Source organism: Moorena sp. SIOASIH (genome assembly GCF_010671925.1).
Classification (GTDB): Bacteria; Cyanobacteriota; Cyanobacteriia; order Cyanobacteriales; family Coleofasciculaceae; genus Moorena.
In genome coordinates, this window is sequence record NZ_JAAHIH010000001.1 from 845,645 (window position 1) to 864,748 (window position 19,104).

The 19,104-nt window shown below is 44.1% G+C and carries 19 protein-coding genes; 13 read left to right on the forward strand and 6 right to left on the reverse strand.

Annotated features, from left to right (window positions below; translation table 11 throughout):
* Positions 1-9: 9 nt before the first annotated feature.
* Genes F6J90_RS03745 through F6J90_RS03755 form a run of 3 tightly spaced genes read left to right on the forward strand, consistent with a single transcriptional unit; the run spans position 10 to position 1,960 of the window.
* Positions 10-564, forward strand: a complete 555-nt coding sequence (locus tag F6J90_RS03745; protein WP_293091845.1) for a cupin domain-containing protein — start codon at positions 10-12, stop codon at positions 562-564.
* Between the two features lie 28 nt (positions 565-592).
* Positions 593-1,678, forward strand: coding sequence for a RuBisCO large subunit C-terminal-like domain-containing protein (locus F6J90_RS03750; protein ID WP_293091147.1), 1,086 nt, complete (start codon positions 593-595; stop codon positions 1,676-1,678).
* A gap of 57 nt (positions 1,679-1,735) precedes the next feature.
* Positions 1,736-1,960, forward strand: a complete 225-nt coding sequence (locus tag F6J90_RS03755; protein WP_293091148.1) for a hypothetical protein — start codon at positions 1,736-1,738, stop codon at positions 1,958-1,960.
* Here F6J90_RS03755 and F6J90_RS03760 read toward each other — a convergent pair.
* Positions 1,924-3,438, reverse strand: a complete 1,515-nt coding sequence (locus F6J90_RS03760; protein WP_293091149.1) for a reverse transcriptase domain-containing protein — start codon at positions 3,436-3,438, stop codon at positions 1,924-1,926. The two genes, F6J90_RS03755 and F6J90_RS03760, sit on opposite strands and share 37 nt — an antisense overlap.
* A gap of 645 nt (positions 3,439-4,083) precedes the next feature.
* Here F6J90_RS03760 and F6J90_RS43400 point away from each other — a divergent pair.
* From F6J90_RS43400 to mtnB, 6 genes are all read left to right on the forward strand, one after another.
* Positions 4,084-4,284 (forward strand): hypothetical protein, encoded by a 201-nt coding sequence (locus F6J90_RS43400; RefSeq protein ID WP_366513676.1) that lies wholly within the window; start codon positions 4,084-4,086, stop codon positions 4,282-4,284.
* A gap of 15 nt (positions 4,285-4,299) precedes the next feature.
* Entirely contained in the window at positions 4,300-4,791 is a 492-nt protein-coding gene (locus tag F6J90_RS03765) for a haloacid dehalogenase-like hydrolase (RefSeq protein ID WP_366513714.1), read from the forward strand.
* Between the two features lie 802 nt (positions 4,792-5,593).
* The gene (locus F6J90_RS43405; protein WP_366513677.1) at positions 5,594-6,328 is read left to right on the forward strand and encodes a reverse transcriptase N-terminal domain-containing protein; all 735 of its coding nucleotides are present in this window, start codon (positions 5,594-5,596) and stop codon (positions 6,326-6,328) included.
* Between the two features lie 34 nt (positions 6,329-6,362).
* A complete protein-coding gene (locus F6J90_RS43410; RefSeq protein WP_366513715.1) occupies positions 6,363-7,124 on the forward strand; it encodes a reverse transcriptase domain-containing protein in 762 nt (253 codons plus the stop codon).
* Positions 7,125-7,275: 151 nt separating this feature from the next.
* The gene (iscB, locus tag F6J90_RS03775) at positions 7,276-8,559 is read left to right on the forward strand and encodes an RNA-guided endonuclease IscB (protein WP_293091150.1); all 1,284 of its coding nucleotides are present in this window, start codon (positions 7,276-7,278) and stop codon (positions 8,557-8,559) included.
* 150 nt (positions 8,560-8,709) lie between these two features.
* Positions 8,710-9,393 (forward strand): methylthioribulose 1-phosphate dehydratase, encoded by a 684-nt coding sequence (gene mtnB, locus F6J90_RS03780; protein ID WP_293091151.1) that lies wholly within the window; start codon positions 8,710-8,712, stop codon positions 9,391-9,393.
* A gap of 67 nt (positions 9,394-9,460) precedes the next feature.
* On the opposite strand, the gene F6J90_RS03785 is transcribed toward mtnB, so the two are convergent.
* On the reverse strand, positions 9,461-10,555 hold the full coding sequence (locus F6J90_RS03785; protein ID WP_293091152.1) for a calcium/sodium antiporter: 1,095 nt from the start codon (positions 10,553-10,555) through the stop codon (positions 9,461-9,463).
* Between the two features lie 385 nt (positions 10,556-10,940).
* Here F6J90_RS03785 and F6J90_RS03790 point away from each other — a divergent pair, with 385 nt between their 5' ends.
* The gene (locus tag F6J90_RS03790; RefSeq protein WP_293091153.1) at positions 10,941-11,075 is read left to right on the forward strand and encodes a hypothetical protein; all 135 of its coding nucleotides are present in this window, start codon (positions 10,941-10,943) and stop codon (positions 11,073-11,075) included.
* Positions 11,076-11,125: 50 nt separating this feature from the next.
* On the opposite strand, the gene F6J90_RS03795 is transcribed toward F6J90_RS03790, so the two are convergent.
* The 3 genes from F6J90_RS03795 to F6J90_RS03805 all read right to left on the reverse strand — a co-directional run bounded on the left by F6J90_RS03795 (position 11,126) and on the right by F6J90_RS03805 (position 14,613).
* The gene (locus F6J90_RS03795; protein WP_293091154.1) at positions 11,126-11,914 is read right to left on the reverse strand and encodes a WecB/TagA/CpsF family glycosyltransferase; all 789 of its coding nucleotides are present in this window, start codon (positions 11,912-11,914) and stop codon (positions 11,126-11,128) included.
* Positions 11,915-12,021: 107 nt separating this feature from the next.
* Positions 12,022-12,156 carry a hypothetical protein gene (locus F6J90_RS03800; RefSeq protein WP_293091155.1) on the reverse strand — a complete coding sequence of 45 codons (135 nt, stop codon included), beginning with the start codon at positions 12,154-12,156 and terminating at the stop codon, positions 12,022-12,024.
* A 459-nt stretch (positions 12,157-12,615) separates the two neighbouring features.
* Complete coding sequence (locus F6J90_RS03805; RefSeq protein ID WP_293091156.1) at positions 12,616-14,613, reverse strand: glycoside hydrolase family 55 protein; 1,998 nt, start codon at positions 14,611-14,613, stop codon at positions 12,616-12,618.
* Positions 14,614-15,041: 428 nt separating this feature from the next.
* On the opposite strand from F6J90_RS03805, the gene rfbF reads away from it, so the two are divergent.
* The 3 genes from rfbF to F6J90_RS03820 all read left to right on the forward strand — a co-directional run bounded on the left by rfbF (position 15,042) and on the right by F6J90_RS03820 (position 18,341).
* Positions 15,042-15,893 (forward strand): glucose-1-phosphate cytidylyltransferase, encoded by an 852-nt coding sequence (rfbF, locus tag F6J90_RS03810; protein ID WP_293091157.1) that lies wholly within the window; start codon positions 15,042-15,044, stop codon positions 15,891-15,893.
* On the forward strand, positions 15,817-16,881 hold the full coding sequence (locus F6J90_RS03815) for an SDR family oxidoreductase (RefSeq protein WP_293091158.1): 1,065 nt from the start codon (positions 15,817-15,819) through the stop codon (positions 16,879-16,881). Before rfbF ends, F6J90_RS03815 begins: the two co-directional genes overlap by 77 nt.
* Positions 16,882-17,105: 224 nt before the next feature.
* A complete protein-coding gene (locus F6J90_RS03820; protein ID WP_293091159.1) occupies positions 17,106-18,341 on the forward strand; it encodes a class I SAM-dependent methyltransferase in 1,236 nt (411 codons plus the stop codon).
* A 336-nt stretch (positions 18,342-18,677) separates the two neighbouring features.
* Here F6J90_RS03820 and F6J90_RS03825 read toward each other — a convergent pair whose 3' ends face one another.
* On the reverse strand, positions 18,678-18,950 hold the full coding sequence (locus F6J90_RS03825; RefSeq protein WP_293091160.1) for a hypothetical protein: 273 nt from the start codon (positions 18,948-18,950) through the stop codon (positions 18,678-18,680).
* Positions 18,951-19,104 lie beyond the last annotated feature (154 nt).

The window sequence follows — 19,104 nt, forward strand, 5'->3', positions numbered from 1 at the left end:
AGGGACATGATGGCGGTTTTGCGACTTGAAGATGGTACAACCTATACCGAGCTAAGTGATATTGCCCAAGAATTAGCGCCTCTGAAGGTTCAGCTAAATCACTGGTCTGTAGGGGACAACCCAGAAATTAAAACCCTTCTAGAGCAAGACACCCTTAGTGATATTGAAAAGGAGACAGTACTTAAAGCTTTAGATAGCTACTTTGAACAACTTAAGGAAACCGCTGGCTATCAATCCCGTGACTTAATCGTTCTTTACCCAGACTTACCTAATCTTGATGCCCTCCTTTCCAAATTTAAGGATTGTCACTACCATACTGATGATGAAGTGCGCTACATAGTTTCTGGAGAAGGGGTTTTTGGGTTTGTACGTCCTGATGGCAGCCAAATGGAGTTGACTGTGCAGCCTGAGGAGTACATTAATGTCCCAGCGAATACTGAACATTGGTTTTATCTGACACCATCACGACGGGTTAAAGCTGTGCGCTACTTTATCACTACTGAAGGCTGGGTTCCGGAGTACACGGGTACAGAAATTCGGATGAAGCCGGTAGTAGCTGTTTGAGAATATCCGAGTTCATAACTTATTTAATATGTCCATTGAAGTTGACTACCGCTTTCCGACCGGTGTTGATGTGGAAAAACAAGCGAAAGTGATTGCTGTTGGGCAAACCGCAGGCACCTGGAATGCTCGTTTTGCCCATCTCGACAATGTGTTTCGCTCCCATCTTGGTACTGTTGTTCAAGGTGTCATTAACCCTGATGGTTCTGGTTTGGCTACCATCCGTTTTCCCGAAGCTAATGTGGAAAACGATATCCCTACTCTACTAACCATGATTTTTGGCAAATACTCCATGGCAGGACCAGCTAAAGTCATGGCAGTGCGCTTGCCAGAACACTACGGTAGGCATCCCAAATTCGGAATTACTGGGATTCGGGAAAGACTAGGAGTAGTTGACCGTCCCCTGATTATGGCAATTTTTAAGCCAGCGTTGGGACTCTCAGCGGAAGACCATGGAGCGATTTTACAAGAGGTTGCTGGCGCTGGACTTGACATTATTAAAGATGATGAGATTCTGGGGGATTTGGAGATAGCACCAACCCTGAAACGTCTAGAAGTCTGCCGTAAGGTACTCGATGAAATAAAACAGCAAACTGGGCGCACTATACTCTATGCCATTAATGTAACTGGTTCGGCTGACAAATTGCTTGATAAAGCTCATACCTTGGTTAAAGAAGGGGCAAATGCCCTGCTGCTGAATGTCTTGACCTACGGTTTCTCTGTCCTAGAAGCCTTAGCTGCTGATCCAGAGATTAATGTGCCAATTTTTGCCCATCCCGCCTTAGCAGGAGCGCTATGTGGAGCCCCAAACCACGGGATGGCATACTCAGTGGTTTTGGGAACCCTGATGGCTCATTGTGGAGCAGATGCGGTGCTATATCCCGCCCATTATGGTAATTTACCCTTTGACCCAGAGGAGGAAAAGCCAATTCGAGATAGTTTGCGATCGCGCAATGTATTTCCTGTCCCCTCCGCTGGCATTCATGCCGGGATTGTGCCTAAGGTTGTAGGAGATTACGGACAAGAGGTCATTCTTAATGCTGGCACTGGCATTATGGATCATCCCGATGGTCCTGCTGCTGGCGTTAAAGCATTTTTTAACGCTATACATTCATGATGGGGTAATGGGGTGATCGGGTGATCGGGTCATGAAAAGATAGGGTTGATCATACTTATGAGGTACACTTCGGTTTCTTACCCCTACTCCCTAATCCCTACTCCCTACTCCCGCACAACCCCAAGGGCGTTAGAGAACTGCTATAGTAATCCCTGTAGATTAGAGTCGATGCTGGGGATTAGCCCAGGCACCTCTCCTTCAAAGCCGTGCGTGAAACTTTCGCCTCACACGGCTCCTAGATTCTCTCAACCTTTCGGCTTGTCTTTCGACTTGCTCCAGTGAATCTGTTGGTGGCAACTTTGGTGAACAGCCATAAGGTTGTCTCTCTTCCAGTTGTTATGATTTTCATCGATGTGGTGGAGGTGGACTCTTTCCTCATCTATGAATTTCATTCCACAGTATCCACAGGAATGGTTTTGTTTGGTCATCGCCTTGGATGTATGATTGTCGTATAGCGCACTGTTTCGTTTGCTCCAATATACTAGGTCTCCGTCATAGGGGGACTTAGTTCCTGTGACCATCTTATGTCCAAAAAGTTTTGTTTTCACTGCTGGGAAAGCTTTTTTACATAGTTCTTTAGCTTCATGTCGGTTCATTTTCTTTTCCTTTCGGAATTTTCTATTTGCCGCGTAGTTTAGGAACCATAGGCTATCCCGAGAATTGCTCATATCACACCATTTGTGATAGTTTCGCCATCCTCTTACAATGGGGGCTAACTTCTTTGCTTTGACTTTTGCACCATAATTCGAGCTGTTGACTACGGTTTTAATCTTCTCACGTATTTTCCTATGATTGTCCGCTGAGGGCTTACAATGGAATTTTCCGTTTTTCTTGACCCGCATATGCCAGCCAAGGAAGTCGAATCCGTTTGTCGTTTTAGTTATCTTGGTCTTTTCTTGACTGATTTCAAGACCTCGTTCCTTTAAGAAGTCTTCTACTTTTTGTAGAATTTTCCTGGCATCATCTTTTGGTTTTAGAAAAATTATCATGTCGTCCGCGTAACGGACTGATGGGTGTATTTTTTCTATTCCGTCAAGTGCGATGTTGGCTAAAAGTGGGCTGACTATTCCTCCCTGGGGCGTTCCTTGTTCATGGAATTCCGGATTGATGCCAGCTTTTAAACATCTGAATATCCCCTTCTTCAGATTAGCTGGGGCTAACAACCTATCCATAATGGATTTATGGGAGATGCGGTCAAAACACTTTTTGATATCTAGCTCGATTACCCTTTTTGTACTGCCTTTCTTTGCTGCATTCAGGTTGGTGAATACATATTGTTGGGCATCATGCGCACTGCGTCCAGTCCTAAACCCGTAACTCCGAGCGTGAAAGGTAGCTTCGTGTGCAGGTTCCAAGGCGTATTTCACTAGACATTGCCATGCTCGGTCAGCGATGGTTGGGATTTTCAGCATTCTGATTTTCCCATTCTTTTTAGGGATTGGTACTGCTCTGAGTCCGCTATGTATCCAGTTATGGCCATATTGGTTTAGCTGTTCCGTTAATTCGATTCGCTGACGGTAATTGAGGCTTTTTCTTCCATCAATACCAGCAGTGCGTTTTCCCTGATTTAGTTTCGTCACTTGACGGACGGCCAATAGCTGTGCTGAACGGGATTTCATGATCAGTTTCTGTAGAGACCTGACTTTCCTCAAGTCACCAGCTTGAACCGCTTTATATATTCTTCGTTGTAGGCGGAATAAGTTTTGGCGGAGTTTTTTCCACTTTTGACTTTTCCATAGTTCGCTATATCTGTTTGACATGCGTCTAACCGTACTCTACGTTTGTTGAACATATTCTGAGAACCCGTGCCCAGTTTTGAGCACATCTTACCCGACAGTGGGGATTGAGTCTGGCATGACTTACTGAAGGTTCGACCAGCCTTCAGACCCATTTATCGCTGTCGTTTTTACTCGTTCCGTCTAGTGGATTGTTTCGGCGATTTAGGTCAGCCCACTTTGCCTATTCCCCTCTCAGAGATTACGGATGTCATGTCAAAAACTCCGTGAGAGTAGAGAATTTCTTCCACATGTTTTATTCAGGTTGTGGTTGGCTATTTAGACACTTTTATAGGACTACTTAAACCATGTCGCCTCCCCGTTAGCGCCAGTGTTGTTACCTGCTTATGGTCAACTGATTGCGCCCTGTTGCCAGCGTCACTCTGGAGGAATGCCGTCCACCTCGGTGTGGCCAGATAGGGAGTCATATGTCTCCTCATAGGATGGACTTTCACCATCATCCGCTAGACAGTTAGAACTTTTGAGGTTTTAATTCCTCGCGAGTCCCCCAACCCATACCCCTCTATTCTCTAGAGGCTCCTGATTGGAACGAGCCGCACTAACACTATTAGAATCCTGAACAGCGACAGTTGTTACTCAGAACTCAGCACTCTTAGACTCAAAACTATTGTGAATCGAGTTGTATTCTGCGACTTCGACGGTACCATTACCGCCGTTGAAACCTTTGTGGGCATGCTCAAACAATTTGCTCCCGAGTTGTCCGCCCAAATTATGCCCCAGCTGTACAGTATGAAGCTGACTCTAAGGGAAGGTGTGCGCCAGATGTTAGAGTCAATTCCTTCAGCCAGCTATCGTGAAATTATTGCCTAGGCCCAATCCAAACCGATTCGGCCTGGTTTAGAGCAATTGTTAGACTTTCTTGATACTCAGAATGTCCCTTTTATTGTCGTTTCCGGTGGTTTGCGCTGCATGGTCGAAACGGTTCTGAGTCAGGGAAGCACGGGGAAAAAACCTTTACTTGAGCCGGTAGCAGCTATTTATGCTGTTGATGTGGAAACGACCGGGGATTTTCTCAAGGTAACCTCTGAGTTTGAAGGAAATACAGAACTTGTGTCTAAAGTGCAAGTGATGGCACAACACCCGGCTCAAGAGCAGATCGCCATTGGGGATTCGGTAACGGACTTGAATATGAGCCTGAGAGCCCCCGTAGTATTCGCCCGCGATCGCCTCAGCAAATACCTGGACGAGCGCCAAAAGCCCTACATTCCGTGGGATGATTTTTTTGATGTACAACAAAAGCTATCCCAGCGGTGGAACAGTCAACAACTCACCGCTAAGTCTTGTGAGACTATAGCGGGAGCTTGTGAAAGCTCATAGTTGACCAGACTAAGACCGTTCTAATGGTCTACGTTATTCGAGTCATAACACCTGTAGATGCGTGCCAGTCTTCAGCTCTGTTGTTAACAATTAAACATCTGTAGTGAGTTAAGGAAGTGTTGTTGTGCGGCTCGTTCCTAGGAGGAGCCTCCAGAAACTGGAGGGGTATGACTAGGGGGACTCGCGAGGACTATCCCTCAAAAGTTCTAACTGTTCGTCGGATGCAGGTGAAAACCCTGCCCTTTAAGAGATAAGTGACTCCCTACCTTGGCCACACCGAGCGGGCGGCAACTCCGCAGAGTGACGCTGGCACCAGGGCGCAATCAGAACCGAAGCAGATAGGTAACACTGGCGCTAATGGGGAGGCGACATGGGTAAAGTAGTCCTAGAAAAATGTCTAACTTCCAAGCCACAATCTGAAACAAAATGTGCGACTTTATCATTTTATTCTCACAGCGTTCTAACAACGATAGCTGTAATCTCTGAGAAAAGGATAGGCAAATTGGGAACGAAGTTACCGCAAGAATAGTGGAGCCTTTATAGTTAGAGGGTTATGGGAAAAAGGGTTAAAAATTTTGTAGTAAGGCTCCACTATTCTAAGGTTTCATCTCCGGACTGCCCTAAATCCCCAAAACAATCTGACAGACGGAACGAGTAAAAACGACAGCATATTGGGTCTGAGGAGTAGTCGAACCTCAGTAAGTTATGCCAAACCTAATCCCCACTGTCGGGTAAGATGCCACCGGAAACTGGTGGCGGGTATCCAGAATACACGAAACTAATGAAGAGCATGGGTAGACACATGTCAAAAAGATATAGTGACCTATGGAAAAGCCAAAAGTGGAAACAACTCCGCCGGAATCTTTTCCGCCTACAGAAGCGAGTGTACAAAGCGGTTCGAGATGGTGACCTGAGGAAAGCTAGGTCTCTACAAAAACTAATTCTGAAATCCCGCTCAGCACAACTGCTGGCAGTCCGTCAAGTGACTCAGCTTAATCAAGGAAAAAGAACAGCCGGAGTAGATGGGAAAAAATCCCTAACCTACAAAGAACGGTTCGAGGTACTTAAAAGACTAGGCGACCGTGCGGAAAACTGGACGCACCAAGGGTTGAGGGAAATCCCAATACCCAAGAAAAACGGGAGCACGAGAATGTTAAAGGTACCGACAATCCAAGATAGGGTATGGCAATGTTTAGCAAAATTCGCCCTTGAACCAGCCCACGAGGCAACGTTCAGTGCCTTCAGCTACGGGTTTAGGACAGGCAGATGTGCCCAAGACGCACAAAAGCTATTATTCCTAAATTTAAAATCAGATAGAAATGGCATAAATAAAAGGGTAATCGAGTTAGATATCAAGAAGTGCTTTGACCGCATCTCCCATAGCTCCATTATGGATAGATTGCTAGCACCTGCGGGTCTGAAACTGGGGATATTTAGATGTCTAAAAGCAGGCATCAATCCGGAATTCTATGATGAAGGAAGAGGCACACCCCAGGGAGGAGTAGTCAGCCCACAAAAGCGCCAATATTGCACTTGATGGAATAGAAGAAATCAACAAAGGCATCAGAAGCATTAGATATGCGGACGACCTGGTGATTATACTCAAGCCAAAAGATAACGCTGAAAAGGTTTTAGAAAAAGTGAAAAACTTCTTAACTCAACGTGGATTAGAAGTAAATCAAGAAAAGACCAAGTTAACCAAAACGACAGACGGATTTGACTTCCTGGGTTGGAAGTTTCGAGTCCAGAAAAACGGAAAATTCCGGTGCATTCCCTCTGTGGAAAACCACCGGAATATCCGAAAGAAGATTAAAGCCGTGGTGAATAGCTCGAATTATGGTGCCGAAGTAAAAGCTCAAAAATTAGCCCCAATCGTACGTGGATGGAGGAACTACCATAAAAGCTGCGACATGAGCAGTTCCCGAGATAGTTTATGGTTCATGAATAAAACCGCAAACCGTAAATTCCGCAAGGAAAAGAAAATGAACCGGCGTAAAGCCAAGGAACTATGCAAGAAAGGCTTTCCAGCAGTTGGGTACAAACAAAATCAACACGTGAACGTCAAAGGAACTAAGTCCCCGTATGACGGAGACCTAGTCTACTGGAGTATGCGGAACTCCGGACTATACGATGGTGCTACCGCCAAAGCTTTGGATAGGCAAAACCATTCCTGTGGACATTGTGGACACAAGTTCTTAAGCAACGAATATGTACATCTTCATCACATCGATGGAAACCACGACAATTGGAAGCATAAGAACCTAATGGCAGTACACCAAAGCTGTCACCAGATGATTCATTGGAGCAAGCCGAAAGGCAAGCCTATTGGTTGAGGATACTTAGGAGCCGTATGAAGGGAAACCTTCACGTACGGTTCTGGAGCGGAGGTGCTCCCCGTAATAGGGGACATCGACCGTAATAACCTAAAAAGCTCTTATAACATTGTCAAGGCAAACTTTACCCACTTGTGGAGTGTTCAAAGTAATGCGAGTTTTCGTGCTAGATAAAAACAAACAACCATTAGATCCATGCCATCCAGCACGGGCTAGGGAGTTACTTAAAAAAGGGAGGGCTAAAGTCTTTAAGCGTTATCCATTTACTATAATCATGCAAGACAGGGATGTTGAGAATTCTGTTACTCATCCACACAGAATCAAGATAGACCCTGGATCTAAAACAACCGGGATTGCCATCGTTCAGAAAAAAACTGGACGGGTCACAAGCGCCTTGGAAGTTAATCACAGAGGACAGAATATCAAAAACTCTCTGGAATCCAGAAGAGCTTTAAGGCGAGGTAGGCGAAATAGAAAGACTCGTTACCGCAAACCTCGGTTTCTCAATCGAAAACGCCCAGGAGGGTGGCTGGCTCCATCGCTAATGAGTCGAGTATTTAATATTGAGACTTGGGTAAGACGGCTAAGGAAGCTGTGCCCAATAACCACCATATCTCAAGAATTAGTCCGGTTTGATACTCAAAAAATGCAAAATCCCGAAATATCGGGTGTAGAGTATCAACACGGTGAACTGTTTGGGTTTGAGGTGAAAGAATATCTGCTTGCCAAGTGGGGTTATAGCTGTGTTTACTGTGGAGCAGAGAACGTCCCCTTGGAGGTTGAACACATTACTCCAAAATCTATTGGAGGGACTAATAGAGTCAGCAACCTAACCTTGGCTTGCCGACCTTGTAATCAAAAGAAAGGTAGCGATCTGATTGAGAAATTTTTACGTAAAAAGCCGGAACTTCTAAAAAAAATACTGGCATTGGGTAAATCCCCCTTGAAAGATGCAGCAGCAGTTAACTCAACTCGTTGGGAAGTATGGAGGAGGCTGCAACTGACTGGATTACCTGTTGAAACAGGTTCTGGTGGTCTGACTAAGTTCAATCGTAAAACCAGAGAGATTGAGAAAACCCATTGGACTGATGCTGCTTGTGTAGGTAAATCCACTCCTCAGACATTACTACTAAATGGAGTGAAACCGCTAATAGTTACAGCTAAAGGTCACGGGGTGCGCCAAAGATGTCGTCCAAATAAATATGGCTTTCCAAAAGCTCATGCGCCTGCCGCTAAGTTTTTCAAAGGTTTCCAAACGGGCGATATTGTCAAAGCTGATATCAAAAGAGGGAAGTATGCCGGTCAATACACAGGACGAATAGCAATTCGCCATCGTCCTAGTTTTGCACTCTCTACTCCAGAAAAGAAAATTGATGTACATCCAAAGTATTTACAAACAATTTTCAAAGCTGACGGCTATGAATACGCGAGTTAAATTAATCAATGATTCGCGCTTGGCCTATGGCCACGCGGGGCGCGTTCGCTGGCCTATGGCCACGCATTCGCGTTCAATTTATTCTCCTGCGGGAATTCCCCTCCCGCTAAAACTAACGTTTATAACGGGAGTCCCCTTCCCGTATTTAAGATGGTTAATCATGGCTCCTCAATCCGAAATCACCACCAATTACTATCAGCAATTGATCCAAGACCAACTTTAATCAGTGCTGCCAGCCACTTTTATCAATTAGGTTGGATGGTGGGCACAGCCGGTAACCTTTCTGCTAAACAGCCCGATGGCAGCTTCTGGATTACTGCGAGTGGATGCCATAAAGGGCAGCTAGGCAGCAAAGACTTTATTCCCATAGCCACTGATGGCAGGGTGGTAGAAAAACCATCACCTGAATCTCGTCCTTCAGCTGAAACAAGCATTCATCAAAGTATCTACTCTTTATTCCCAGATGCTAAAGCCTGTTATCATATTCACACCATTGAGTCGAATTTAGTTTCTGGCTTTACTAAAGAAGATACTCTGCCTTTGCCGCCGCTAGAAATGCTTAAGGGATTTGGAGTACGGGAGGAGAACCCCCAAGTCACGGTACCAGTATTCGTCAACCATCTGGATGTGTCTCGCATTAGTAGTGAGATATGCGATCGCTTTCAGGCTGCACCACCATCAATCAATCTCCTATTAATTCGGAACCACGGTATAACGGTTTGGGCGTCTTCCACCGAACGTGCCCAGATCTACTTGGAGTTAGCCGATTATATTTTTCGATATATGGTAGCTGCTCGACAAATTGAGCTTAACACCACTTCCATCAAGAATTAACTAAAACAATTACCGAATTGCTCAATCGGAACAATTCAGCAATTCAGCAATTATTTAAGGCAATTATTTAACCAGACTTGATGGTAGTCCGTATACTGCCCATCACCAAAATCACTAGGGTAACTATCGTTAGAGGTACGACAAATGTCATCATGATAGTACTAAACTGTGATAAAGCTTGGTGTTGTGTGGCGTTTAGGAACAAATACAAGGTATAGGCACCGTAATAGCTTAAAAAGAGAAATCCCTCCCACCTGGAAATTTGATAGCCAGTAAAGAAAATTGGTAGACAAGCCACCGCCACTGCAATCATTACTGGAATATCGAAGTTTAGGGCAGGAGTTGACACCTTTATACCATCAGGCACAATCAAGCTACACATCCCCAGCACCAACAGGATATTAAAAATATTGCTGCCAATAGCGTTACCTACGGCAAGATCTCGCTGACCACGGACACTGGCAATAATGGAGGTGGCAATTTCTGGAAGAGAGGTGCCAACAGCGATAATGGTTAAGCCAATAATCAACTCGCTCCAGCCAAAGATCTTGGCCAGAGCAATAGCTCCATCAATCAACCACTGGGAACCTAGTACTAACATTCCTAAGCCGAAAACAATCAGCCCTAACTGAGTAACTATCTTTTTAAGGCTAGTACGAGACTGGCGAGATTTGGTTTGAGGGGTATCCTGGCCTGGGATTTCCTGATTTTCTTTGCGACTCTGAATAATGGTAAATAAAGTATATGCGATCGCGCCAGCCAACAGAATGCTCCCATCAAATCTACCCAGTTGGCCATCCAAGCTCATAAACAAGAGTAGGAATGATATGCCAATCATCAATGGTACATCTAATCGCACCAACTGCCGGGATACAACCAAGGGTAACATAGTTGCCGATATGCCTAAGATTAGCAAAATATTGGCAATGTTGCTGCCAACGATGTTACCAAGGGCAATATCCGCTTGTCCTTCATAACTCGACTGCAATACTACGGCTAATTCTGGGGCACTGGTGCAGTAAGCGACTATAGTCAGCCCGATCACTAAGGGGGAGACACCTGCTACCAACGCCAACTGTGATGCGCCCTTGACCAAGATTTCCGCCCCAACAACTAAAAGTACAAAGCCAGCAATAAATAAAATGAGAGTGATTATGTTCATTGGCTGTGTGTGAGTAAGTCATTGACGACGAGTTTACTTGATCAAGTACAAAGCCAGCAATAAATAAAATGAGAGTGATTATGTTCATTGGCTGTGTGTGAGTAAGTCATTGACGACGAGTTTGCTTCATCAATCAGGAAATTTGCTATAACCTGGGCTTAGCCCTTGTAATTACCTAGGGTTTATTGAAACCGCAAACAACTCAACAATAACACACAGCAAGCCTATTTTTTATGTGTTTATCCAGGTTTATTTTTATTGTTTTTTTTGAGGTTTTATATTAAAAATTAATGGTTTATATGCACAAATAACATTAGCACTGGATTAAAAATATAGCCATATCAATATAGCTATATCAGGTTAATATATAGCGGTTCTCATATTAATGAGGTACACACACCGATTGTTTCCCTGTTCCCTGTTTATTGTTCCCTGTTTATTGTTCCCTGTTTATTGTTCCCTGTTCCCTGTTTACTATTCCATAAAATGCAAAAAATGTGTACCTCACCTATTTGATTAATACGATAAATTTCAAGTTATATTAACCTGATAATTTATTGGCTAATTGCTTCATATTTTTCTCAATAAACTCTCTAAAAACAGTTGCTTTAAAGACAAATAGATAAAAGGTGGGATTGTACTGTAGTAGCGGTTCGAAAGTCTACTTGGCTCTTGAACTAGCCTATACAACCATTCCAAGCCAATTCGCTGGGCGAATCGGGGTGCACGTCGATGAATTCCTGCATAGACAAGGAAAGCCCCGCCCAAACCAATCATAACTGCTTGGATTTTATCCTTGTGCTGAGCCATCCAGTATTCCTGCTTAGGACACCCTAGAGACACTAGCACCAACCCGGCTCCACTGTCATTGACCTTTTGAATCAGCTCACGGTCTTCAGTAGCAGTCAGAGGGCGAAACGGTAATGGTTCCATGCCCGCGATTTGAAGTCTAGGAAATTCCCGGTTTAGCCTAGCTCGCATGTTGTCAAGAACTCTGGGAGTGGAACCGGCGAAAAATACACTGATGCGACGAGATGGAGCTTGTTGAGCTAGAGCTAAAAGGATATCTGGTCCTGCAACACGATTTTGGTTATGTATCCCCAGCTGCCTTAACATCCACACTAAAGGCATGCCATCAGGCGTCACAAGGTCTGCGTTGGCTAGCACAGCTCCCAACTTCTCTGGATACCAGTAAGCTTCCATAAGCATATGGACATTAGCGACGCAGACAATTTTACTTTTGCGTCCGCTAGCCCATCCCAAAATCTGTTTGATTTGTGCATCAAAGGGTAAAGCAGTTACCGGAGAGGTAATTAGCTTTTTTTGTGGTAATAGAGTGGTTTGTTCAGCTAACACCATAAGATTTGGTAATGCACGATAAAAATCTTTATTAATTCAGCAAATCTCAATAAGACTGTACTATGTTGCCATTGTGGCAAAAAGTTAGAGCATTTATAGTGGTTTTACTAGTGCTCATAGTTGATGTTTTTTTTGGTAATGGCTAATGGATAATCGGCAGAAGTATTGAACAGGGAATAGGGAACAGGGAATAGGGAACAGGAAACAAGTATTTTTCGATAAAAAGGTATCTTTAAATACATTTTTTCTTATTGTCTTGATGCAGTCGTTCATGGTTTCGGTTCTGTGTAGATCACCTGCTTCTGCACCTTAAAAGCCCCGTGGGAAAACCCTTTGGGGGCCCTGGCTCTCCCCGCGCTGCATTCCTACTCCCTACTCCCTACTTCCTAAAACCCAGGACAAAAGTTCCTCACCCAATTGATAACTGCTATAGATATAGCGGTTTGCACTTCAATTAGGTACAAATTTCTGGGTTTGTAGGGAGCAGGGACTTCGGAGCAGGGAGCGGGGAAGAGGGAAGAAGGATAAAATCCTGTGTACTTGATAGTTATGCAAACCGCCGTAATGGGTAATGGGTAATCCCCAGCTGATAGCACCTCAAGTAGCGTGCGGGTAGCGCATTAGCTGATAGCTAACAAAGTTAAATAGTAAATTAAAAATTATCCCCTTTGATAGTTTTCTTTAGCTGAATAAAATTATTGTTAACGTCCGGTATAAAGGGGAATAGCAACCATAGTGCCTGCATCTAGCTGATCCCGTCTTAGGGTCTTCGTCTTTCCCCGTCTAGTTTCCTTAATCTCGATTGTATAAGTCGATCCGAAAGCAATTTCCCGATAAACTGCTGAGACCGCAGAATCTCGATTAAGTATCACTGGACGCTTGGGGTCATCGACTCCCTGAGCTGGGTAGAACAGACCACCTAGGATCTCACTCTTTCCACCATTAACAGTAGCAGCTACAGTGGTACCATACTCCGTCTTGTAGCCAAACACCCAAGCTAGACCACCATCGTTATTGAGTAAGGGTTCCGGTGGGGGAGACTCGCAGTTGAGCTGGCGAGCGTAAACCCTTTGCCCCTTCCTGATTCTGATCCTAGAGGTCACAACGTCTTCTAAGAACCAAGTCCCAGTTTCGGAGGTGGTTTCCAAGAATGGACTGGAGTGCCGAACCACTACAGGCTGTGACGCAGCATTTTCCAATGTTCCACCCTGGAAGTTAAATCTTTCCAGGATGACTGGGTGGTCGTGATTCTCAAAACGGAATAATACTTCTGGTGAGCGAACTAAGGAGAAGAATCCAATCATCCGATGCACGTTACCTCGCACGATTACAGGCTTGTTAAGGTGATAGTATCCCCAAGGGAAATAAATGGTGGTTTTGCCGGAGTCAATCGCTTTCTGGATCCCCTCGGAGTCATCGATACCATCATCTCGTTTAGCACCGTAGTCTTCTACATTTGCCCAGTTATTTAGGTCATAGTCCAAGAATTCTGGGGTCTCCTCAATCGGTAGGTTAAGGCTTGGCTTTGGGGAATCGAAGAGGCTGATAGATGGTGCAGCGATAAACTCTTCTACCTTAGGACCAGCTATCAGTTTGTCTCCACTCTTGATGGCAGCTTTGTATCCTTCGACACTAACGTTGCGAACCAGGATATTGCTTGTATTTTCAATAGCCACCGCCTGTGGTGACCCGCCGCGTAATTCTGAATCAATCAGTACAACTGGTCCAATCCAGTCGCCGCCGTTGCTGATAGCAGGAACCGAATTAATACTGGTTAGCTTGCGGATAGCTAACACTAGGTTGTCATTTTTAATACCTACCAGATTTTGGTGTTCCAGTCGGATGTTTTCAAGGGTGACATTGTAGAGAGCCGAGCTCCCCCGGATACCAATGTCAAAGCCTTTGATAGTAACGTTTTTGATTAGGCACGGTCCTACCTCACGGGTCAAGTTTAAACCAATTGCTCCGATGCCATCACCGGAGACAATGACCACATTTTCCATCGCCCCCGTGTTGCTGGCGTTGAAGTCTACACCAATAGCACCAGAATTACCTTTACCTGTGTCGAAGGTCATGTCGAAGATGTAGTTATTATGGGCGCGATTGCCTTTGCCAGTGTCGCGAGTTCCCAGGGAGCCAGGGCGCGTGATCGGTCTGGGCTGCTCAGGATTACCAAAACCTTTGGCTTTGTCCTTAAGCTTGATCATAGTCTTGTCAGTGCCTTCACCCTGCCAAGTTAGAAATGCCCCAAAAACACCGTTTTTATTCTTCCACTCAATTGAATCACTGACCAAATAGGTTCCTGTTGGAAATAACAGGGTGCGATGTTTAGTGAGATTATCCTGAACTGCTCGGCGAATGGCGGCTGTGTCATCGGTAATACCATCACCTTTGGCACCGTAATCCCGCACATTCACCATGTTCGCATCCAAAGGATAGAGGGGATTCGCTGCTACTGAAGAACTGACCAAGCTGGAAAAGCTAGCAGGTAAGCCGATCAGCAATAGTAGGGTGCACAGGCTTAGGGAGAAGAACGTGAGCTTGGCTAGGTGCGGACGAATGCCTACTAGATTTTTAAGTCTTTGGGATTGGTATTTACGCGCTAGATGTATAAAAAATAACGCTTTTCGGAGCAGTACTGCCAATCCTTTACTGATCATCCAGCGGTAGCCGTTCTTAGTTAATCGTGTTTTTAGCATTTTTCAGATACCACTTTATGTCAAAAAAATCACAATATTTAATATTTAATTAATAAATTTTTGTTAAATTTAATTCAAGCCAATCTGGCAACAGATCTAAGTAGAACTTGGTTTTAATGAAAAATACTGAATGATATCAAGTCCGGTTAATTACTTTCCAAATAATCCCTGAATTTTTGGTAATGAGTAATAGGTGATGAGTAATCATCAACTAGCAATTACCAATTACTAACTACCAACTAACAATTACTAATTACTAATTACCAATTACCAATTACCCGCTCAGGAATTATGATAATTAGTCAACCGAATTTGATAGGATACATCGATAGGTTTATTCATCCCTTAATTGACAAATAAATAGTAATTGAGTTGAAGTAAAACCTGTTAGTAATTTCGTTGTTAGTTATTTGGTTCTCAAGATTCATATGAAAGTAGCAATTCTTGCCGGGGGTCTCGGTACTCGCCTAGCGGAAGAAACGGACACAAAACCAAAGCCAATGGTAGCAATCGGAGGGCGACCAATCCTCTGGCATATCATGATGCATTATTACCATTATGGCTTCCAAGATTTTGTGATTGCCCTTGGCTATAAGGCAGAAGTTATTAAAAAATACATGGTGGACTATTGTTCACTTAATAGTAACTTAACGGTGAACCTTAGCAATGGCAAAGTCATCCAGCACGGTGGTGGAGCACCGGATTGGACAGTTGATCTCATCGATACTGGTATTCACACCAATACAGGCGGTCGGATCAAACGCCTCGCTCCTTATGTAGGCAATCAGACATTTATGCTCACTTGGGGAGATGGGGTTTCTGATGTCAATTTAAATGCGCTCCTGGAATTCCATCGCTCCCATGGCAAATTAGCTACCTTAACTGCAGTACGTCCACCTGCACGTTTTGGTTACTTAGAACTAGATGGAAACCAGATTACGGAATTCTCTGAAAAGCCTCAAACCCGAGAAGGCTGGATCAACGGTGCTTTCTTTGTTTTAGAGCCGGGAGTTTTTGATTATATCGACGGTGATGACACCCAGTGGGAAAAAGCGCCACTGGAGCGACTCGCCAAAGATGGGCAACTGATGGCTTATCACCACACTTCATTCTGGCAATGCATGGACACCTTGCGGGACAAGCGCAGGTTAGAAAGTCTGTGGAACAGTGGCAATGCACCTTGGAAAATTTGGGAGGAAAATAATGCGAGTATTAGTAACTGGTCACAAGGGCTACATCGGCACAGTCATGGTGCCAATGCTACTAGCTCAAGGGTATGATGTATTTGGTCTTGATAGCGACTTATTTGAACAGAGTACCTTTGGTGAAGGAATTCGAAAAATTCCAGAGCTAAAAAAGGATATCCGTGACGTTACCGCAACAGAACTAGAAGGATTTGATGCTCTAATCCACTTAGCAGGTCTTTCCAACGATCCTCTGGGGAATCTGAATCCTGACTTAACCTATGAGATCAATTATGCTGCTTCAGTTCATTTGGCTAAGTTAGCCAAAGCCGCAGGCATTGAGCGCTTTGTATTCTCATCATCCTGTAGTAACTATGGTGCTGGCGGTGATGACTGGTTGACTGAGGAATCACCCTTCAACCCTGTCACTCCTTACGGCATTTCTAAAGTTCGTGTTGAGCAAGATGTTACTCAGTTAGCGGACGATAACTTTAGTCCTATCTTTCTGCGCAATGCCACCGCTTACGGTGTTTCCCGCCGTCTGCGCTTTGATCTAGTACTCAATAACTTGGTGGCTTGGGCATTTACCACGGGTCAAGTGTATATCAAGAGCGATGGCACCCCTTGGCGTCCCATTGTCCATATCGAAGATATTTCCCAAGCATTTATTGCGGTGTTGGAGGCACCTCGTGAGGTGGTACACAATCAAGCGTTTAATGTCGGACGCAATGAGGACAACTATCGCATTCGAGAGTTAGCGGAAATTGTCAAAGAAACAGTCCCAGGCTGCGAAATTGAATACGCTAAAGATGCTGGACCCGATAAGCGCTGTTATCGAGTTGATTGTAGTAAGATTATTCGGACATTACCCAAATTCAAACCCCAATGGAATGCCCGTCGGGGAGCTCAAGAACTCTACCAGGCTTATCAAACCGTAGGCTTAACCTTGGAAGAGTTTGAAGGACCAAGGTATCAGCGTATTGCTCACATCAAACAATTACTTAGCACTGGAAGATTAGATCAAACCCTGCGTTGGCGTACCCACCTACCTACATCTCCTAAAATACAAGCCATGAGTGTTTAGGAGTTGTTGGGTAATCGGTAATCGGTAATCGGTAATCCTAATATAATTACCAATTACCAATTACCAAAAGGGCGGAAAAATTTGTTGCAGTCACTCTGGAGAATTAGTTAACTTTAATAAAAAGTTGACTTTGCTATTGTTATGAATATTTTTTTGTTGCTGATTAACCGTTAATTGCCAACAGTTTACAGTTAACAATTAACAGTCATATTATTAAAATAATAATGTCTAATTCAATGCCTATTTGCCGTGCTAACAGCACTGATGACTTAGAGTTAATTATTTCCTTCGGTTACACCCCATTAGCTGATGGATTACTTACTAAAGACCAGTTAGATAAACCTGAATATACTGCTCCATTGGATCTGGCGTTTTCTCCTAGCAGTGGTTTAGTCCAAATCACCGAAAGTGTACCCCCTGAAATCCTATTTTGTCGAGACTACCCCTATTTTTCTTCTGTATCAAAATCGTTACTAAAACACTTTGGAGATAGTGCCAAAGCCATCATTGAGTCAAGACAACTCAATAGCAACAGTCTAGTGATTGAAGCAGCTAGTAATGATGGCTATATGCTCAAGAAATTTGTTGAAAAAGGAATTCCGGTGCTGGGAATCGACCCAGCCTCTGGACCTGCGGAAGCTGCCCAAAAAGCAGGTATTCCTACTCTTTGTACATTCTTTACAAAAGATTTGGCAATAGAGCTACAGTCTCAAGGACGGAAAGCTGATGTTTTTCTTGCTAACAATGTCTTGGCTCATGTGCCAGATCTGAATGGCTTTGTAGCAGGGATTGGCGTTCTGCTGAAAGAGACTGGTGTAGCTGTGATTGAAGTCCCCTATGTGGTTGACTTGGTAGATCACTGTGAATTTGACACTATCTACCATCAGCACTTATGCTATTTTTCAGTAACTGCTTTGGATCGGTTGTTTAGGAAACATGGTTTATTCCTAAATGACATCCAACGTACTCCAATCCATGGAGGTTCGTTACGCCTATTTGTGGAACCTAAGGAACAGGTTAAGGAATCTGTAAAATCTCTATTAGCAGAAGAAGTAGCGCGGGGAGTTGACCGCATTGATTACTATCGTGATTTTGCTAATCGTGTCCAGGAAATTAAGCTTTCTTTACTGGATATCCTCTGGGATTTGAAGAAACAGGGTAAAAAGGTAGCAGCCTATGGAGCAGCAGCTAAAGCAACTACTCTGCTCAGTTATTTTGGGATTAATAAAACCCTGGTAGATTATGTAGTGGATTTAAATCCGTTCAAACATGGTCGCTACATGGGCATTAATCATTTACCGATTTTCCCACCATCAAAACTGTTAGAGGATAAACCAGATTATGTCTTGCTGCTAGCTTGGAATTTTGCTGATGAGATTTTGCAGCAACAGGAAGAGTATCGACAACAAGGAGGTAAATTTATTATTCCGATTCCACAACCAAAGATTGTTTCAAGTTGACGGTTGAGGGTTAAGCAAAGTAAGCTATCAGCTATCAGCTATCAGCTATCAGCTATCAGCTATCAGCTATCAGCTATCAGATATCAGCTATCAGCTATCAGCTATCAGCTATCAGCTATCAGCTATCAGATATCAGCGAACAGCGATTAGCGCTACGCGCACGCTACTTGAGGTGCTTTCATCTTTCAGCTTATGCGCTATGCGCACACTACTTGATGTGCCAAAGGCCAACGGCTGACCGCTGACCACTGACCGCTGACCACTGACCGCTGAATACTTACCCCAAACTTGTATACCTCACCTATTTTATAAATGCTATAATTTAAGTCAGCTTTGTCATACCTCGTAGTGCGGAAGGGTACGGATACTTGCCAATTTTCCCTTAGCGAACTTGCGCACTTTCTGATCTGAGTCATGCTCTGCTCTGTCTCGCAATAGTAGTAGAGTTTGGTGATGGTTCTGATAGTAATCAATGATTGCTGTAAGGGCAATTTGCCGAGGGTTTTCTTCCCGGCGCTGCTTGCGAGAAAAGGGATCATTGACAGCGCGAACGCACAAAAACTCAAACATCCCAGGTTCATTTTTCCAACCACAGATTAATTCTGTCATAACTGCTGCTCGCACACGCCAATGCGGATCTGATTCAGCTCGTTGTTGGAGAAAACGTAAAGTATCTGGGTGATATTTAGAACTACCATTGGTGAACAGTTAAGATGGTGTGTAATTTTTAAATGATCTAGTTACAAATGCTTACTATCAAGTC

Bases quoted from the DNA above. Each gene is read 5' to 3' on its own strand.
- F6J90_RS03745 (WP_293091845.1), top strand. From the start codon at position 10: ATGGCGGTTTTGCGACTTGAAGATGGTACAACCTATACCGAGCTAAGT.
- F6J90_RS03750 (WP_293091147.1), top strand. From the start codon at position 593: ATGTCCATTGAAGTTGACTACCGCTTTCCGACCGGTGTTGATGTGGAA.
- F6J90_RS03755 (WP_293091148.1), top strand. From the start codon at position 1,736: ATGAGGTACACTTCGGTTTCTTACCCCTACTCCCTAATCCCTACTCCC.
- F6J90_RS03760 (WP_293091149.1), bottom strand. From the start codon at position 3,438: ATGTCAAACAGATATAGCGAACTATGGAAAAGTCAAAAGTGGAAAAAA.
- F6J90_RS43405 (WP_366513677.1), top strand. From the start codon at position 5,594: ATGTCAAAAAGATATAGTGACCTATGGAAAAGCCAAAAGTGGAAACAA.
- iscB (WP_293091150.1), top strand. From the start codon at position 7,276: ATGCGAGTTTTCGTGCTAGATAAAAACAAACAACCATTAGATCCATGC.
- mtnB (WP_293091151.1), top strand. From the start codon at position 8,710: ATGGTTAATCATGGCTCCTCAATCCGAAATCACCACCAATTACTATCA.
- F6J90_RS03785 (WP_293091152.1), bottom strand. From the start codon at position 10,555: ATGAACATAATCACTCTCATTTTATTTATTGCTGGCTTTGTACTTTTA.
- F6J90_RS03790 (WP_293091153.1), top strand. From the start codon at position 10,941: ATGAGGTACACACACCGATTGTTTCCCTGTTCCCTGTTTATTGTTCCC.
- F6J90_RS03795 (WP_293091154.1), bottom strand. From the start codon at position 11,914: ATGGTGTTAGCTGAACAAACCACTCTATTACCACAAAAAAAGCTAATT.
- F6J90_RS03800 (WP_293091155.1), bottom strand. From the start codon at position 12,156: ATGTATTTAAAGATACCTTTTTATCGAAAAATACTTGTTTCCTGTTCC.
- F6J90_RS03805 (WP_293091156.1), bottom strand. From the start codon at position 14,613: ATGCTAAAAACACGATTAACTAAGAACGGCTACCGCTGGATGATCAGT.
- rfbF (WP_293091157.1), top strand. From the start codon at position 15,042: ATGAAAGTAGCAATTCTTGCCGGGGGTCTCGGTACTCGCCTAGCGGAA.
- F6J90_RS03815 (WP_293091158.1), top strand. From the start codon at position 15,817: ATGCGAGTATTAGTAACTGGTCACAAGGGCTACATCGGCACAGTCATG.
- F6J90_RS03820 (WP_293091159.1), top strand. From the start codon at position 17,106: ATGTCTAATTCAATGCCTATTTGCCGTGCTAACAGCACTGATGACTTA.
- F6J90_RS03825 (WP_293091160.1), bottom strand. From the start codon at position 18,950: ATGACAGAATTAATCTGTGGTTGGAAAAATGAACCTGGGATGTTTGAG.